We start from the raw sequence: 17795 nt of genomic DNA, 5'->3' as shown, positions 1-17795 counted from the left end.
TACAATTTTGTGAGAATAAAATTATGGTTGTCTTCTGCAATCGGGAGCGATAGTTGAGGTAAATAATAAAGCACAATATTAAAAAAGCCCAGAGTTTGTGTATGGAAACTCTGGGCGTTTTGTAGAGTTTTATCCTCTTACGTCAGGTGAAATTGTTTTGTTATGCAACATATATTCGATAAGTTTTTGGAGCGTGTCCATTTGAATCTTTTCAGTGGACTGGATATTCTTAGCTGTAGTCACCCCATGTATAGAACGACCTAGGCGTTGTTGGATACCCGTAGAGCAAGCCCCAGCTTCTGTAAGGACCTGGGCATGAGAAACTCTATACCCATGAGTTGTAATATGTTTCAGGTCATATTTCTCTAAAATCTTATCCAACCAAACCTGACCATGCCGAACATTCAAATACCCGTTTTTTTGATTATTAAAGACAATCTGCTTAGATTGTATAGCTTTAAAGTCACTAATCTGTAGAAATTGCTGCTGCTCTTCCCGCCATTCTTTTAAAACATCTATTGTTTTAGAATCAATTAATATAATACGCCAATTTTCAGCTCTAAGATTATTCGCATGTTTACCACCATAACTAAATGATTTATTAATGAGAATCGTATTATTTTCAAAGTCAATATCTTCCCATGTAAGTGCATAAGCTTCATTTGTTCTAACTCCGGAAAATCCGAGTAACCGATAGAAAGCATAGTACATCTTATTATTTTCTTTCTTGCAACAGGATAAAAATTCAAGTAACTGTTCGCGTGTATAATAATTATCTTGATTGTTCTTATTTCTTTTTTCGGGAACTAATACTAATTTATTTTGAAAAGTTCTATTTTGAGCTTCTAATTTTAAGCTAAGATATGCTAATTCAGCTTCTTTTTTTGTTTTAAATGAACGGCGTATCGTTTTTATGGATTTTCCTGTTGAAGGATTAATGCCATGATCTAATTTAAACATATAGCGAGTTTCTCCGCTTTTTAATTGATAAGAATTAATAGATGCCATTTTCATAAACAACTTCTCCTTTAACTTTACAAAATATTTTTTTATCGAATTCTCAATTTCTATTATAAAGACACCTCAAATTTCGGCAAACTCCAAAACCTCTATTCATTCGGAAGTAAAAACGCCATTGTTGGCCACTGCTTCTATCATTTTGTTAACATTTAATAGTCCATGTATTCGATAAACATATCAAGTGTGTCCGTCTTCATCTTTTCAGTAACGTGAATATAGGTTTTTGTAGTTGTGTCTTTGCCGGAATGTCCTAACCGTTGTTGAATAGATGGTAAGCTAGCTCCCGCTTCTGCTAGTAATGTTGCGTGAGTATGACGAAGACCATGAGTTGTCATGTACTTTAAGTTATACTCTGTTAGAATCTTATTTAACCAACCCCAAGTTCGGGAAGGTTGAAAATGTTTGTTTTCGGCATTTTGGAAGACAAGCTGTTTTGGTTGATTCACATTAAAGCTTAACAATTGTAATTTTTCGAATTGCTTTTCTTGCCAAGTCTTTAAAATATCCATTGTTTTTGAATCCATTTTGATTATGCGGGTTTCACCAGTTTTTGTTGATTTTACATAGAGTCCATTATCTTTTGAATAACCAATTGCTTTATTTATGTTGATTGAATTGTCAACGAAGTTAATGTCCTCCCATGTAAGGGCAAAGGCTTCGCTTTTTCTTATTCCGGCAAATCCGAGTAGGCGGAAGAAGATATATTTTTTAAAATCACCCTCATTTTCGGTACAATTTAAAAAATCAATTAGTTGTTCACGCGTAAAATAAATCTCCATCTTATTTTTTATTCTTTTGTTGGGTGTCTCTACTAATTTGAATGGATTTGTTTCAATTAAATTCAATTTGATTGCCTCATCCATTACCTTTGAAGCGTAAAACTTCACCATATTAAAGCGGACTAATTTTTCCATCCATTCATTCACATGTTTTTTGCATAATTGATAATTAATCTTCTCAACTCTATAATCACCCATTGCCGGCAATATATGATTTTTAAAAAGACCAGTAGTCTTATCAAAAGTACTTTTTTCAACATTCCCTTTGTAATCGTTAATCCATTCCTCGTAGACGTCTTGATACGTATTAAACTGTTGCTTTTTTAAAGTTCCATTGTGAAGTTCATACTTTAATCGATCATACGCTAACTGTGCTTGTCCTATAGTTCTAAACGAACGGCGAGTCGTATTCTTTTGTTTTCCGGTGAGCGGATCCGTGCCAAGGCTGATACGGAACATATAGCGAGTATCGCCGTTCTTTAATTTATAAGGTTTAATAGGTGTTTTTTTACTCATTACAAATTTCTCCTTTATTAAAAACTATTTTCAATTAAAAAGTTATCAATCTCCGTTTTTGAAATACGTTTAACCCCATCGATCTCAGCAACTTTCAATCTCTCTAAGCGGAACTTCATAAGTGTGTTATATGAAACGCCCGCATAAGCTGCGCCTTCTTTGAGTGTCATCCACTCTTTATTGGTTGTTAATTTTTTTTCAAAGTCTTTCTTCAGATTGTTTAACCCTTCAACGATTTCTTTTAAATCTTCGATGTGCATTTTTATTCTCCTTATTGTTGTATTCCTTAGTAAAATGGTATTTATCCGAAGGTGAAAACATTGTAGTCGCGGAATCTTAATATTTTAAGAGTAAATATGATTTTTTTTAAAAAAACTTCTCGTGTGATTATTAAGGTTGCAAATACAGTGTTTTCGTATTTGAATTGATGTAGGAGTTAATAACGAAGAACGAAGAAGTAATCACAAAAGATATGTTAAAGAATCCATTCCGAGTACGCGGCATGTAGTTTCAATCAATGAAATGATAGAAGGACTGATTCAATTAATAAAATGCAGGTACGGGATTTTTGTCAAAAGCCTGGTCAGGGTACGGCTTTTATTAAAAGGTTTGGTCGTTGGTACGGAGTTATTGTAAAAGCCTGGTCAGGGTACGACTATTATGTAAAAGGTTTGGTCGTTGGTACGGAGTTATTGTAAAAGCCTGGTCGAGGTACGACTATTATGTAAAAGGTTTGGTCGTTGGTACGGAGTTATTGTAAAAGCCTGGTCGAGGTACGACTATTATGTAAAAGATTTGGTCGTTGGTACGGAGTTTTTGTAAAAGCTTGGTCGAGGTACGACTATTATGTAAAAGGTTTGGTCGTTGGTATGGAGTTTTTGTAAAAAGCATTGTCGAGGTACGGCTTTATGTAAAAGGTAGGATCGTTAGTACGGGAATTATGTAAAAACTCCGCGGTTAACATGGTGTTGACACAGGGTAATTGTAAAAACACTCCCACTTTCATTGCATATTTGCATTATAGTATTAAAATAACAGTAACTAAAAAGTCTTTTGAAACGAGAGGAGTGGTCCTATGAAGAGTGTAATAGTAAACAAAGTACGTTGCAAAAAGTGCGATGATGTCATTGAATCAACACATAGCTATGATTTTAAACGATGCGGTTGCGGGGCAATATTCATCGACGGCGGAAAGGATTACCAACGTTTTGGTTGGGGGATGGATCAGCGGGAAGGGGGAAAACTTGAAGATTATATTGATTTTAGTTATTCCGTTTATGAGATAGAGTAAAGGGGATGGGAAATTGAAAAATACCAACCGAATTTTGTAATGCGTCGATCGTTCCATAACCTTTTCAAAAAAATTGTCTAAGGGCTTCCTGACAACAAGTATAAGGGAATAAGAAGGTGTGTTTTTAAAAATTGCTATCATTTTCCTCTATTTGTTTTAAAATAGTGGCAAAAGCGAAAAAATCCATCCGAAACTTTCACAAAGTTAAGCGGGTGGATTTTTATTTTTAAAACACTCTCTTTCGCAAGGGACAGGGAAATATCTGTACTCATAATCTTAGACCTCTATTCGTTCACTGTCTTTTCTTCTTGTTATGGGTATTGCTTTGCATTTAATCCTTCTATTATTTCCGTTGAAATGCCAATCCAATCCTCATCTTCCAAATAAAAAAATCACCTTTTCGATTCTGTTCCTTTAAATACACATGCTGCTGGCTCGAAATAAGTTGATTAAAAAGTACATCAGGTTGATGTTCCCAAATTGTTTTTAATAACGATAATGTTTTCGGAATACGGTTAGGATTCCTCAATTTCTCTACCTTCTTTTTTATTCGGATAATGCTTATTATTTTGCTCATATTTATTTTCTTCTCTTACTATTTCTATTCTTCCATCTGGATATGCTCTTACTGTCCGCCCGTCATCACGTGTATAGATAATATGAGTGTTATGCTTTCTTGCTTCTTCCATAGCAGCTTCCCCTGTTTTTTTGGCTAATTCATCAATCCAAGGATACTTTCTTTTTGGTTTATCCATATTTTTCACCGCTTTTCATCTGGGTAATCTAATCGTAATGAAAATATCCTCTTAATACAAATTTTAATCGCTTCAGGTATGGTAGATTTTACTTGACGCAATCGGGAAACAAATTTGAAAAATTACGGTATGAACTCTTTTTAGAGAATATTATTTGCGAAAGACATGGCGGATAACGTGGCAATCTCGCCTAATAAAAGCATAAAAGAGTGATTTGTAAAATGAATGAAATTTAGCTGAAAACTATGGTTTCAGCTTTTGAGGATAATAATTGAATGATTGCTCATAGTTTATATTTACCATATAATCAATATAAATGAGCCTAAAAGGGGAGCAAAAGAACTATGTTGAATAGTACACTAAAAAAAGAAGCAATTGAAAAGCTTGAACAAGCAATAAATGAATATGATGTGTCTTCGAAAACGTTACAAAATCAGGCAATTAATTTGCATAATGTTCGCTCATACGGTGTCGATGTTATTAAAAAAGTGGAAGTGTATGTGAACACACTTGCCAATACACCAAAAGAATTTGACAAGAGCTTTGAGCAAGTTCAAATAAACCTCGCAAGTTTCAAAACTCTAAGCGAAATTTCATATGACGAAAAAGAAATGATTAAGTTGGCAGGGGGTGGGGCAGCCGCAGGTGTTGCAGCGGGAGTCGCCACAGCTGCGCTTGCCCCCACAGCTGCCATGGCAATTGCGACAACGTTTGGGACGGCCTCAACAGGTGCGGCGATTTCTGGCCTGTCTGGAGCAGCCGCAACTAATGCTGCACTTGCGTGGCTGGGAGGCGGAGCGCTTGCGGCCGGTGGCGGTGGAATGGCAGGAGGCGGTGCCTTATTAGCTTTAGCCGGTCCGATAGGCTGGGGAATTGGTGCAGCAAGTTTGGCTGCTGGAGGCATATATGCAAATAAGAAAAATAAAGAAGCCGCTATTAAAGCTGACCAGGAGCGAATTGAAGTTGTGAAGGCAACAAAGATTCTTGATGCGACTTCACTAGAGGTCACGCAGCTAACATCTAGCACACAGAGCCTCTCTACAAACTTAGAACAAGGATTGCTTCAATTCACAAGTGGTGTAAAGCATATTGACTCTTATACTGCATTTTCTCAAGAAGAACGTAATATGCTAAGGAGCCTGATTAACTCTACAGAAAGTCTTTCTGCACTTTTCATGAAGGAGATCGGAAAATAATATGTCCACAGCTAATGTTTGGAAAGGACAGTTGTATGCTGCGGGAATTGAGGGCTTTAATAGCTGGAAGCAGCATTCCATTGCAAAGCAAATGGACGATGTTGTCAGGGAAACGATGGAAAGACATAAACTGCAAAATGTAAATTTTGAAAATGCATTACAGCATATGACAAAAATGCGTCAATTCCTATCCAATCCGGATGGAATACTTGGTTCAGTCCAAACAAAGCATGGGGAAGTCGCAGAGCATTTGGAGGTAAATGTACGAAATGCTTGGGCTACTTTAAGGGGGCAAGATGATGTTGCTACATTTGAAGGCGTTGGACGGACTGCACCAGAAGATTTTATATTGAACGGTATTAAGTATCAATCTAAGTTTATCAATGGATCGAATAACACGCTAAATCATGTTTTAGCTCATTTTGAGAAATATAAAGACGGTTCAATGAATTATTCAATTCCAAAAGATCAGCATGAACTTATCGAACAGATTAGGTCTGGTGTGAATCCTGAGCATTTAAATGAGAGATCAATTCGATCAATTTTGCAAAAAGTAGAAGAGATTGAACGGCAAACAGGAAAGCCTTTTCAAGATGTTGTAAAGCCTTCAATTGCTAATTATGATGAAGTGCAACTCGGAACGATAGGAAAGACAGTTTCTACACAACAGGCACAAATAGTCGATGAAAATCAAAAGATCCAAGATGATATACAAAAAGATGCTAATCACAAAAGCGAATCAATTCAAGCGAAACAGGGGGCTTCGGTAGGTGAAGGAGTGAAAATAGCTGGAGTAGCTGCGGCAATTTCGGCATCGTTAAACACCATAACTATCATTTATTCTAAAGTTAAAAACGGTAAGAAAATCAATCAGTTTAATCGATCAGACTGGGCCGAAGTCGGGATAAGTGCAGCCAAGGGAGGGGCAAAAGGTGCTGTAACCGCCGGAAGCATTTATGCAATGACAAACCTAACTTCATTATCTGCACCATTTGCAGGTGCCGTTACAAGTGCAGCGATGGGACTAGCTTCTTTATTAACAGAAGTTAAGAAAAATACCATTTCAATGGATGAGTTCGTGACCGAAGGCCAAATACTTTGCATAGAAGCCGGAATAGCTGCAACTGGCGGAGCAATAGGACAAACATTGATACCAATTCCGGTTCTGGGATCTATAATTGGAACAGTTACAGCCAATTTTGTGTGGGAATTTGCAAAGGACAAGCTGGGAGCAAGAGAAGAAGAATTGAAAAAAGTGTTAGAAACCTATACCGATTCGATTTTAGAGAAAGTTGATCAAGTCTATGTAGATATTATTGATAAAATCAACGAGGCCTACGCCCATTACGATAGTCTAATTGAAGCGGCATTTGATGTTCATGTCAATTCGAAAGTCCTTGCAGCAGCCTCTGTTAAACTTGCAGAAGAAGTAGGCGTGAAAAAGGAAAAAATTCTTTATACTGACGAGGATTTAGATGCTTTTTTCTTGAATTGATTTCATTTCATGTACGCTGAATAACTAAAGTGGCAATATTCTATTCGTATTAAGGAGAAACTCTGTACTTGTGTTTAATGGGACTCTTTTAGACACTTAGTAGCGTCATAATCTTATATACTTAATTAGAGTTAGCCCCTGAACACATCATAAAGAATCGAGGAGAGTAAAATGTATAAGATTGGGGATGTATTATACAATAAAATAGAAACAAAGCCTATGGGTAGTGGAGGAAATGCAATAGTTTTTAAAGCTAAATCAACTAATGGAGAAATATTAGCTTTGAAGGAATTAAAAACTCGTGGGCGCTACTTTACCAAGAAGAAAGAACGCTTTAAGTCAGAAATTAAAATAGTAAAGGAGATTCAGGACGAATTAATTGGAGTAATTCCTATTATAGATTTTGCATTGCCCGATGAAGAAGGTAAGTATTGGTATACTATGCCTATTGCTCAACCGTTAAATGACAAATTAACTTTAGAAGCGGGACTTGAAGAAATTGCACAGTGCATAATTCAATTAGCGAAAGTAATGGCTGAAATTCATGATAGAGATATTGTCCATAGAGATATAAAACCAAGTAATATTTATTGGTACAATGGTAATTATTGTTTTGGAGATTTTGGGTTAGTAGATTACCCTGATAAAGAAGATTTGACTGCCACTAGAGAATCGGTTGGTCCGAGGAATACCATAGCACCAGAAATGAAAAATGACGCGAAAAATTCTGACGGAAAAAAAGCGGATGTTTATTCTTTAGCGAAAACTTTGTGGATGTTATTAACTAAGCATCCTTATGGTTTCGAAGGTACATATGATGAATCAAGTAAAATCATGGGATTAAATAAATTCTATCCTAAACAACATCTAGTTGAATTAAACGCTCTTTTATATGATTCGACTAGGGAAGAGCCGGATTTGAGACCAACAATGAAGGAATTCTCTAGTAGATTAGAGGAATGGTTATTGGTTAGGACAGATTTTGAAAAGAGCAATTTAAGCCAGTGGAGATATATCCAAAATAAACTCTTTAAGGATTTTATTCCAGATACAGCAATCTGGACAGAAGCAAAAGACATAGTTAACGTATTAAATTTATTAGGGTCAATGCCTAGTTTGAATCATATGTTCATCCCCTCTGGTGGAGGTCTTGATTTAAGAAATGTTAGTCTTTCAGATGAAGATGGGTGTATTGAAATTGATGCAATGGGGAAATATGTTTTAAAACCAAAAAAACTAATTGCAGAAAATATTTCGAAAGATTATATTTGGAGTTATTTTCGGTTAGAGCTAGCTGAATTACAGCCTGTTTTTCCAGATGAAGTAAATAGAGATTATGAAATTTTAACGGATGATTCTAAAGGGAATTATTTGTCATGGATATGTGGAAATTATGGTTACTATGAAGATGGAACACCTTTACCGGAAAACTATAAAACGGTTAGCCGCTATCTAAGAGGAAGTTTTGTAATGTTTTCTAAGGCGTCAATTTATAATGAGATTTCTGGGACATATGATGCAAGACACAACAAATTTAATTCGGAGGAATTTAGGAATTATATCGGATTACTAAGAATTACATATTTAAGCGTCCCTGAAAGACTCTTTTTTGAATGGGTTAATAAAGATCCTTTTGAAATTGAAGATAAAGAAATGGACCGAAGCAAACAAGATGAATGGCGAAAAAGAAGAAAAATAGAACTGAAACTCAAAGAATTTATCGCTAAAAATATAACACACTATAACTTTTATTCTCTATTTATAACTAGTCACGGTGTAAATGGAAATATTGCCTATTTTTTCAAGTATATAGAAAGTGGTGAAGATGAATTTTGGAATAGAAAGGAGTGGTATCTTACTAAAGATGGAAGATTCAAATGTAATGTAAATGAGGATGATTTATATATACTTTATTCCGAAGAAGATGCTGTAACTTTCGTGGATCATTGCAATCAATTTCTGAAAAAGGAATGTCAAAATAATAGCATTGAACATATTAATGATTTTCGATTGTTTAAAGTCGAAGGTAAAAGAATTGGTCCTCCAGATCATCTTTTCACAAGAGATGAATTAAAAAAACTATTAATTAATGGAAATGATCATGTAAACAACACACTAGTTATAAATAATAAAGGATATTTGGAATTATTGGAGAATCATAGGTTCAATGATTTTGAATTTATAAAGTATCCGGTAAGACATGAAGGATTTCAAGCTTTCAATAATTATGTAGGTAAATATTCAAAGTTAAATCATTTTGAAGATACCTATATATCATCCTTACAAGGCTGGCTCCTATACTTAAAGAGAGGAGGGACAGTTTATTTAGATTATGTAAGAGAAAATAGGGATGAAAAATTATTATTAAAAGAAATTCTTTCATTCTACAAAACTGAGCCAACCCACACGTAATATTGTTCAGTTAATATAAAGGAAAATTCCGTTTGATTATTCTCTTTCGGATTGCCATTCGAAAGGAGGTTGAATATTTAAAATAATTATCACTTGTAACTCCAATGCTTTCTATTCCAATCGAACGTGTAGTTGCTTACCGAAGTTCTCATTAGAGTGCGAAAATAGCCATTATCGCAATCTTTATTTTCTTGAAAAACAATCAATAAGATAGATCGCTACGGCGATTTTTTCTTGTTCGATTAACTGTTAGATAAATAGTGGTGTTATATTGAAATGATAATTTGGTGGAGAGGTGTTAATGAATAGATGGTCCATTTCTACTTATCAGATATACTAAAACGGAGTCAATATAACTTGAATAGAACATTACTTATCCGTCATTCGTTGAAACATCAACGATTTATTAACGCGTATCGTGATGGCTTTATACGTGAATATACGCAAAAACAATCACCTCATTTTTTTGATGGGTATGATAAAGTAATTGTCTTTTCCGCAGATGAAGGTACAACAGCGAAGTATTTAAAATCGTACGAGATAAGACATGGCGAGACACCATCTATTTCACAAGATTGTTCTCCGTTTTTATTAGAGCCTTATAAAGATGAAATTATGCATCCTTTATTTGAGATTGACGAAGACCCATTAAATCAATACGAAAATAAATTATTTATTGAATGGGGCAAGGCAGCTGTGAAGTGGTATCAAAAAGGAACAAATGAAAAAATCATAACACAGCTAGTGAACACAAATCAGTTTGTCTTTCCAGGCTACGAAAATGTCCTATTAACGTATAACGAGCTAAAACAAATTATCGAAGACCGTTCAACGTATGCGGATTGGCACATCGCCCTTAGCTCGATTAATGCGGTTTATGCAATCACGGATTGCTCCAACGGAAAAAATTATATAGGCTCTTCATACAATAAAAACGGTTTACTTGGTCGTTGGTCGGAGTACGCAGCAACCATTGATGGCGGTAATGAAGTATTTAAGCAGCTACTTGTACAAGATTCTGGTGCGTATTTACATTTTCAGTATACTATTTTAAAAGTACTGCCGAAAGATATTACAGCAATAGAGGCAGTTGAGATTGAAAATTTATTTAAACGAAAGCTACAAACAATTCAGTTCGGTTATAACCATAATTAAAGAATGTATAAGTGATTTATGAAGATTATAAGAATTGGAGAAGATTACGGACAGGAAAAAGGGGGTGTTTATATTAACACTTCCTTTTGGAACATAAAGACCCCATATATTCCACATCGTTTACAATGTATCTATGTTCTTGAGGTTTACATATTATTTTCTTTTTTTCCATAAGAATATTCTTAGTCGCTCTAATATAGATGGCTTATAAGTAGGAATTACGCCGATTGCGTATTTATATTCATCCTTATTTAGATATTCCTCTCGCGGAACATAGTGAATCCCAATATCTTTTAATTCCTTGATGTTTTCCTCGTATTGTTGGTGAAGTGCTTGTTTCATTTTTTTCTTTCCACAATTCATTCGTTATCCCTCCCCGACCTTATTTAACTTTATTATACTGCTTTTCCGTATACATTTATTGAATACAATCTTCCGAATCTATATTTATGAACGGCTACAGTGGCGTAGAGGGAGGACGAAAGGCAACTTAGGTCAACATGCCCGATGATTGGGGGTTAATATTCAATCCAGGTATGAGTATGTAGGTATAGGATTGTTAAAGCACGATTAGGTTTAGCAGTGAATAAATAATCCCACATATTCTGTGATAGCCTTTCAGAATACATGGGATTATTGTTTTATAAAGGATTAATCATTATTGGTTACACTTTCCAAAAGCTGTTCTACTTCTACTATGAAATCTGACGCTGGAATATTTAAGTTTTCAGCGATAACGAAAAGCGTTGAAATAGTTGGTTGCCTTTCGCCTCTTTCTAACATTCCAACATAGGTGCGATCAAGGTTGCATTTAAAAGCTAATTTTTCTTGAGACAAATTTGCCACTGTACGGTGTTTTTTTAAAACAATTCCATAGGCCTCAATTACATTCATCTTATCACCTCTCAATTTATTAACAAATAAATTGAAGGTTTGTTCGACCGACTATAGTCATCTATAATGGGAGGTGATACAATTGATTTGTGCAAAGACCGCTAGGTTATGCGAATTGCTAAGAGGATGTAAGTAAATCAAAAATGAAAATAAAGGAGCCTGAAATCTTGAAGGAAACGATCTATCATTTTTCGATAAACTATAATATTAATCATTTAGGAACAGAAGTTGTAGAAACGCGTACTATTAAAAGGGAATATAAGCACGATGCGTCTAATTCATTACAATATCTTAAATCGGATATGAAAACATATTTCGTAAAAGAGGCAGATGATCGGATTGCAGAGATACTGGATAAGGAATCATTTCTGGGATTAACTAGTGAAATTACATCTGATCAATTCAATATGTTTATGGACAAGTCTTGTAACTTATTCTCGATTGATATGGCCGAGCTGAATTCACGTTAATAAATAGTGAAGAAGTTTGCAAAAATAATTGAATACAATAAAAAGGATACCAAGGTGCAACTACTGTGGAACGATATACTGGTATCATCATGTAGCAAAATCTCCTTTCCATTGGTAGTGGGAAGGAGATTTTTAAATTATGTTCAAATTAATCGACTATTTATGCCCTTTAACTGACCAGATACGTCAGGGGTATGGGATAAAGCTGATTAGTGTAGGGAAAACAAAACTAAAAAAGATAACTACTACTGGAAGCAATTAAAGGTCATTTTATTTTGCAGCACTCAAAAAAGAACTGTAAAATAGTTTGCGGGACAAGACCCGTAGCTTTTGAGATTTTTCGTTATAGTTACGCATGAAGGTCACCAATGACAGTCGCTAAATAAAAAAAGGGCGTAACGAAGTTAGTGGATTGCTGATGTTCCTTGTTGTCGTAATAGTATCCATTAATGGTAACTATATAGATATTCTTAGTTGTTTAATGGCGGATAGGTGTCATGCTAGTACATTACTTAGGCCAATGGTAACCATTAACAGTAACGTATAATCGTTATCATATTCAAATCGGGAGAAATTCAGCGAGGATAGAGTTGAGGAAAGACTGAAATGATCGTATTTTGGAATAGTAACCATTAATAGTTACGCCCTCCAAAATGCGGTGTCTGTCAATAGTAAATAACGTATTCAGGTATTCGTCTATGTATGCAGCCATTCATGGTGAATGACTGTCTTTGCATGGCCTATTAGGCTTTGCTTAAAATATCAGTTACTGTTTCTGTATTAAGTTTCAAAGGTCGAACAATGGGGATTAAACCAGACTCCTCCACCCTTTTAATAACAGCGGAATCCTCTCTGAATCTATTGATAATATTGTTCGCCCTCGTAATGCCGTTACTAAGTGTGGAACGATTTGAAAAGCTATTGTCTGCAATAACAATGTTCATGATGTGGAGAACATCGGGGTTCTTTTCAGCGACAATAGCATATTTAAATAACTTCTGTGCGAGTGTTTCAATAGGCTCTGTACCCATATCGAGTTCAATATTAATAATGGCATCTCTAGTTTCTTTAATTCCTTTTAATTCGATGATCCAATCCGGTTTAACAATTGTCATTGTAGACCCTCTTAACCCAGTTGCCGAACTATAGCCATTCATATATTTTGCTGTTTTTGCATGATAAGATCCGCTATTCTGGCGGTGTAAGTTCCTTTCCCTTCTTATCCATTCGGTGTATGGAAAATCCGCTGGGGAATGGGAAAAGGTTACTACATCGTATAAAATACCGTATTTATGTTCCTTTGTATTAATATCTGAAATCAATTTGCCATTCAGGCCACTGATTATGTTAATAACTGCCTGTTGTGTAGCCATGAAATGAATCAAATTCTTCTTTTGGTTGAACTTATAAATTCCTGTTTTATTGTATGAATGATCCAGAAATTCACGTTCGATTAGCAAGTCTATGCCTTTGCTTCCAATACAGAGGTATTTAAACCGTTCTCCCTCAAATCCCTCGCTGTAGGTTTTACTACGAATAAGGTAATACTCTTCGAATTTTCGAATCCGATTTTTAAAACTATACTCTTTCATTCTTATATCATATAAATGAACAGCGACTTTATAGAACTGCTGCAGCGTTAGCAGTCGATGTCGTTCTAGGAAAGCCAGCAGTTGTAAATCTGAATTTGAAAGCTCTAATCGCTGTCTTTTTCCCTTTCTCAAAATAATTTTCTTTGTCATGTTATTTCTCCTTTCAGATTTTAGGGTGAATTTTGTTTAGCTAACCGGAACACTTCCAATGAATCTATTTTAGCTACTATTGTAGGCTATACCGTAGGCTGATTACTTACGCGATAAACCAGCGGATAATGCACTTTGTGTAAGTAATAGGGTTCAATGCGTCATACAACGTCTATTTAAGTACATTACTTAATTGGTTATTGGTAAAAGGGAAGTGTTCTTTAAGTAGTATACTTTCAAGTTTTCGTATTTCTACCCCTATAAAAGAATGTGATTTAATTCAATAAATAGTGGTTAATAATAAAAAGAATGTAAAAGGACTTGCAAAATAAAGAGAGCGATGTATAATAATTGATAAATAAATTAATGGTTCGACTTTCTCAACAACAAGGGAAAAACCCAAGAGGAAGTAGTGAAATATGCACATCTAAATGTGCGTCTATTTTGCTACGTCTATCTTCGGTTTTTCTCTTTTTTTATTGCCGAAAATTACATCATCAAGATAGGCGTCGGAAAGAAGAAAGGATGATAACAAAATTTAGTAGGAATAAATGTGAAATTTATATTGCAAATTACTATAGCTCAATTCAAAAAAATGTGGTTAGGAGATGAGTTCTATTAAATCGACAAAATTAAAAAGGGTCGTTATAAAAGAAGAGTTATTCAAATTGACTGGGAGTATGGAAGAGGCTGTCATATTGAACCAGTTCATTTATTGGTCTAAAAGAACGAATGATACAGATCTATATATTGCTGAGGAAAAGAAACGATTAGAGGAGAATGGTGAGCCAATAAATTATCCTTTATCCAAAGGTTGGATTTACAAAACGGCTGAAGAGCTTGCCGATGAGGTGATGCTTGGAATATCCACCTCGACGCTTCGGAAGCGTTTGAACAAACTTGTGGACGAAGGTTATCTAAGCAGACGTAATAACCCGAGAAATAATTGGGACAAAACTTTTCAATACCGTGTAAATATAGTGAAACTAAAGTTTGATTTGCAAAAATTAGGATATGAATTGGAAGATTATCCTCAGTTGTCTCGAAACAATAAAATTGAAGCTTCGAATGTAGCCAGTAACAACTCGTATGCTCATAACGGGGATTCGAAGCACGAGGATTGTGCTGCAATACCAGAGATTACTTCAAAGATTACTTCAGATAATACTTTAGAGACTTCATCTTTCAAAGAAGCTGATGAGGATGATGATGGAAAATATAATTATTTAAATCAATTCGATTTAATCTGTGACACTTATTTAAGTTTAAGTAAGCAAAAAAGATTAACATCCCGTGATCGTAAAACAATGTTGGAGATAGTTGATAAAAATTGGGATGCTTATCAAGTGATCGGATGGATCAAAGAATGTTTCACTCAATTTAAACCGACACACGAGCGAGATTGTATCCGATCATTTCAGTATGTAGCAAACTATATTTTTGACCAAGCTTATAAAAATAATCAGGAGGTTTTACAGCATGAAGAGATTACAGAACATATTGCCGGAGATGAATACTTCCAACAATACGGAGCTAAATTTATGGAAAAAGCCAAGAATATTAACAAAGGCGTCTGATAAATGTATGTTTAAGATTTGTGATGGCACTGGACTCATTCATGTTGAAAAACAACCTGTGGATGTAATGGAAATATGTAAATGCAGAGAATATAAACAACAAGTGCGTAAAATTAAATCCGCCGGAATTCCAGTTGACTATTTAGACAAAAAGATGAATGACTTCAAAATTGAGATGTATAAGAACACAGAAAGTATTAGCTTAGCAAGTTTTGCTAAGCAGGCAGTCACAGGTTATCTTGACCGGTATCGTGAATTTGAGAAAATGGGAAAGGGATTCTATTTTTATAGCCAAACAAAAGGGTCCGGTAAGTCATTATTATCCATTATTATTTCTAATGAATTAATTATGAAGTATGATTTGAATGCTCTTTATATCTCAGTAGTTGATATGCTGACCGAAATGAAAGCCAAAATATCTCAAAAAAACCCAGAAGTAGGGGTGTATGAACTCATTGAAACTGTTAAAAAAGCAGACTTGTTGGTGTTGGATGATTTGGGATTGGAAAAAGCAACTGAATGGTCAGAAGAAGTGTTAACGCAAATATTAGATGAACGAATGAATTATCGAAGACCGACGATTATTACATCTAATATATCGATGATGGCATTGGAGAGAAAGTACCCAGCCGGCAGGATTAAAAGCCGTATTGAAAAAATGACATTTCCAATCCGTATGCCAGAGGAAAGTATAAGAGAAATATTATCAAAGCAAGAAAATGACAAGATGGCTGAAATGCTATTTAATTAAAGCGAAATAATATGTTTAATCTATTAAAATATGGTTAAAACCTTGATAAAGTAATATTAAAAGGGTTATAAAATAATATTCAACATGAAAAGTGAAAAACCCGTATCTAAAGATTATCAGCAAAACAAGTGAATGCGGTAGTCTTTGTAGGGCGATTCTCTTTAGTAAAATATCCGATTATAACAAAATATGAGAGGTGGGTTAATGATGAAGATAAAAGTTGTAGATTCAGTTAAATTACGGGCTTTGCTAATTGAAAAGGGCTTTTCCCAACGTGAATTCTCAAGACAAATTGGCATGAGTGAAAACTACTTTAACCAAATTATTAATCATAAGAAAAGTCCTAGTCCAGCAGTTGCCAAAAAAATCTCAAACCAATTAGGCGTTGAATTCTATGAGGTATTTTTAATCACACAGTAATACACATATTGAATTACTTTTAAGAGATCCCAGTAGCTATTATTTAAAGATATTTAGATATATCCTTGCTATACAAGGCAAATTGCAAAGCTGCATTACAGGTGGTAAATACCCCACCTCGTTTTTTTGAAAATCGTCGAAAAGTATAAACCTTTCGACGATTTTAGTTCTGAGTTCTTTGATCAGGCATCTTCTTCGGTAAGCAAAAGATACCGTTCATTATATCCAAGGTAACGAACATAGAGCTTTTTTTCTTTAAACAGCTGTTCTTTATTTGTTGTTAAATTGCAATAAGGAATGAAACCTAATTTATCCTCATTGGAACGGATGATTACTTCTATTCCATCTTCAGTTATTTTATGCACTCGAACCCTTGTATTTTGATTGATAAAAAGACCAGTCATATCTGGCTCGTCCGATAATATATACATAGAAAAGTTCTCCTTTCGATTGTCGGTAATGTGTGTTAGAAAATTGGGCCAGGTCATATGACGTTTCTATCTATAAAGTGACTTTATAGGCATGTTTAATAGCTTTCTTGCTGCATTATGAGCGCTTTTTGCGAAGGGATTATAGTATTTAAGGTCAGTTGATAAATATTCAATAGATATATTAAGACCTGGATTTTCCGACCGTTTCAAATTTAAAAGTTGTATTAATGACCTTTGCTGATTTATTAATGAGTCTACTTTGAAAGTCACTTGAGAGCTGAAAATATGATTAATATGATCGACATCGGAATAAATTATTACATTTTCATTGAATCTATCAATATGCTGCTCAAATTCCATTAGACCTGTAGCTAGAGCTACTAGTTCACCGTAAGTATTTTTACCTCTACAATCGCTTGGTAAATCAATAATGTGACTACTGACAGTTACAAAACCTCTTTGTACAAAGGAGCAGGCGATAGACATCCTATTACCATTTTCATTCATAGAACAATCACAATAAATATACAATGTTTCTTGGCTATAGTATTGACTGTAGATCATATCTTTAAAGTCTTGAGTAAGCTTACCCTTAGCTAGTCCCCAAAAATTTGGCGTTCTTCCACCTCTCTTTACTGAGCTTATTATGTTCATATCTCATACCCCCTTTTTAATTCCATGGGTATCACTATAAATCTTACTGAAGTAAAGATAAATACAATTACCATATCAGGTCGTTTTGGCGTCATGAACGATCATTTTAGGGGCATGAAAATAGGTATATAAATATCGCCCTTAAAAAGGTGGGTGTGTTTTGTATATATACCTGCAACCTTGAATTCCGCGGGCATTATCTTGTAATGTGTTCGTTATAAGTACACCTAGCAATAC

At 34.7% G+C, this 17795-nt stretch carries 19 protein-coding genes; 9 read left to right on the top strand and 10 right to left on the bottom strand.

Going from position 1 to position 17795, the window contains the following annotated elements; translation table 11 throughout:
- Positions 1–129: 129 nt before the first annotated feature.
- The 3 genes from ACIQ38_RS10235 to ACIQ38_RS10225 form a co-directional block, all read right to left on the bottom strand.
- Positions 130–1014, bottom strand: a complete 885-nt coding sequence (locus ACIQ38_RS10235) for a site-specific integrase (RefSeq protein WP_402821878.1) — start codon at positions 1012–1014, stop codon at positions 130–132.
- A 155-nt stretch (positions 1015–1169) separates the two neighbouring features.
- Entirely contained in the window at positions 1170–2315 is a 1146-nt protein-coding gene (locus tag ACIQ38_RS10230) for a tyrosine-type recombinase/integrase (RefSeq protein WP_402821875.1), read from the bottom strand.
- A 17-nt stretch (positions 2316–2332) separates the two neighbouring features.
- Positions 2333–2575 (bottom strand): DNA-binding protein, encoded by a 243-nt coding sequence (locus ACIQ38_RS10225; protein ID WP_402821873.1) that lies wholly within the window; start codon positions 2573–2575, stop codon positions 2333–2335.
- Between the two features lie 815 nt (positions 2576–3390).
- On the opposite strand from ACIQ38_RS10225, the gene ACIQ38_RS10220 reads away from it, so the two are divergent.
- Entirely contained in the window at positions 3391–3606 is a 216-nt protein-coding gene (locus ACIQ38_RS10220) for a DUF7695 domain-containing protein (RefSeq protein WP_402821870.1), read from the top strand.
- Between the two features lie 343 nt (positions 3607–3949).
- Here the strand turns inward: ACIQ38_RS10220 and ACIQ38_RS10215 are convergent, their stop codons facing one another.
- Positions 3950–4135 carry a hypothetical protein gene (locus tag ACIQ38_RS10215; protein ID WP_402821867.1) on the bottom strand — a complete coding sequence of 62 codons (186 nt, stop codon included), beginning with the start codon at positions 4133–4135 and terminating at the stop codon, positions 3950–3952.
- A complete protein-coding gene (locus ACIQ38_RS10210) occupies positions 4122–4361 on the bottom strand; it encodes a hypothetical protein (RefSeq protein ID WP_402821864.1) in 240 nt (79 codons plus the stop codon). The genes ACIQ38_RS10215 and ACIQ38_RS10210 overlap by 14 nt, the downstream gene beginning before the upstream one ends.
- Before the next feature lie 344 nt (positions 4362–4705).
- Here ACIQ38_RS10210 and ACIQ38_RS10205 point away from each other — a divergent pair, with 344 nt between their 5' ends.
- The 4 genes from ACIQ38_RS10205 (at position 4706) to ACIQ38_RS10190 (ending at position 10619) form a co-directional block, all read left to right on the top strand.
- Positions 4706–5557, top strand: coding sequence for a hypothetical protein (locus ACIQ38_RS10205; protein WP_402821861.1), 852 nt, complete (start codon positions 4706–4708; stop codon positions 5555–5557).
- Position 5558: 1 nt separating this feature from the next.
- Positions 5559–7052, top strand: coding sequence for a hypothetical protein (locus tag ACIQ38_RS10200; RefSeq protein ID WP_402821858.1), 1494 nt, complete (start codon positions 5559–5561; stop codon positions 7050–7052).
- Positions 7053–7223: 171 nt separating this feature from the next.
- A complete protein-coding gene (locus tag ACIQ38_RS10195) occupies positions 7224–9464 on the top strand; it encodes a protein kinase domain-containing protein (protein WP_402821855.1) in 2241 nt (746 codons plus the stop codon).
- Positions 9465–9821: 357 nt separating this feature from the next.
- On the top strand, positions 9822–10619 hold the full coding sequence (locus ACIQ38_RS10190; protein WP_402821852.1) for a GIY-YIG nuclease family protein: 798 nt from the start codon (positions 9822–9824) through the stop codon (positions 10617–10619).
- A gap of 153 nt (positions 10620–10772) precedes the next feature.
- On the opposite strand, the gene ACIQ38_RS10185 is transcribed toward ACIQ38_RS10190, so the two are convergent.
- Positions 10773–10982: a hypothetical protein gene (locus tag ACIQ38_RS10185; protein ID WP_402821850.1), complete on the bottom strand. Its 210-nt coding sequence runs from the start codon at positions 10980–10982 to the stop codon at positions 10773–10775.
- A gap of 288 nt (positions 10983–11270) precedes the next feature.
- Positions 11271–11513, bottom strand: a complete 243-nt coding sequence (locus ACIQ38_RS10180) for a helix-turn-helix domain-containing protein (RefSeq protein WP_402821847.1) — start codon at positions 11511–11513, stop codon at positions 11271–11273.
- Between the two features lie 167 nt (positions 11514–11680).
- Here ACIQ38_RS10180 and ACIQ38_RS10175 point away from each other — a divergent pair, with 167 nt between their 5' ends.
- On the top strand, positions 11681–11983 hold the full coding sequence (locus ACIQ38_RS10175) for a hypothetical protein (protein WP_402821844.1): 303 nt from the start codon (positions 11681–11683) through the stop codon (positions 11981–11983).
- 743 nt (positions 11984–12726) lie between these two features.
- Here ACIQ38_RS10175 and ACIQ38_RS10170 read toward each other — a convergent pair.
- A complete protein-coding gene (locus ACIQ38_RS10170; protein WP_402821841.1) occupies positions 12727–13725 on the bottom strand; it encodes a replication-relaxation family protein in 999 nt (332 codons plus the stop codon).
- A gap of 608 nt (positions 13726–14333) precedes the next feature.
- On the opposite strand from ACIQ38_RS10170, the gene ACIQ38_RS10165 reads away from it, so the two are divergent.
- The 3 genes from ACIQ38_RS10165 to ACIQ38_RS10155 all read left to right on the top strand — a co-directional run bounded on the left by ACIQ38_RS10165 (position 14334) and on the right by ACIQ38_RS10155 (position 16473).
- Positions 14334–15302: a hypothetical protein gene (locus ACIQ38_RS10165; RefSeq protein ID WP_402821838.1), complete on the top strand. Its 969-nt coding sequence runs from the start codon at positions 14334–14336 to the stop codon at positions 15300–15302.
- Positions 15205–16053, top strand: a complete 849-nt coding sequence (locus ACIQ38_RS10160; RefSeq protein WP_402821835.1) for an ATP-binding protein — start codon at positions 15205–15207, stop codon at positions 16051–16053. The genes ACIQ38_RS10165 and ACIQ38_RS10160 overlap by 98 nt, the downstream gene beginning before the upstream one ends.
- A 207-nt stretch (positions 16054–16260) precedes the next feature.
- Positions 16261–16473 carry a helix-turn-helix domain-containing protein gene (locus ACIQ38_RS10155; RefSeq protein ID WP_402821832.1) on the top strand — a complete coding sequence of 71 codons (213 nt, stop codon included), beginning with the start codon at positions 16261–16263 and terminating at the stop codon, positions 16471–16473.
- A 182-nt stretch (positions 16474–16655) separates the two neighbouring features.
- On the opposite strand, the gene ACIQ38_RS10150 is transcribed toward ACIQ38_RS10155, so the two are convergent.
- Complete coding sequence (locus tag ACIQ38_RS10150; RefSeq protein ID WP_402821829.1) at positions 16656–16904, bottom strand: hypothetical protein; 249 nt, start codon at positions 16902–16904, stop codon at positions 16656–16658.
- A gap of 66 nt (positions 16905–16970) precedes the next feature.
- Entirely contained in the window at positions 16971–17558 is a 588-nt protein-coding gene (locus tag ACIQ38_RS10145; RefSeq protein ID WP_402821826.1) for a hypothetical protein, read from the bottom strand.
- Between the last annotated feature and the right edge of the window lie 237 nt (positions 17559–17795).

Origin of the sequence: Psychrobacillus sp. NPDC096389 (genome assembly GCF_044762855.1) — a bacterium.
GTDB lineage: Bacteria > Bacillota > Bacilli > Bacillales_A > Planococcaceae > Psychrobacillus.
This window is presented reverse-complemented; position numbering and strand designations above follow the sequence as displayed.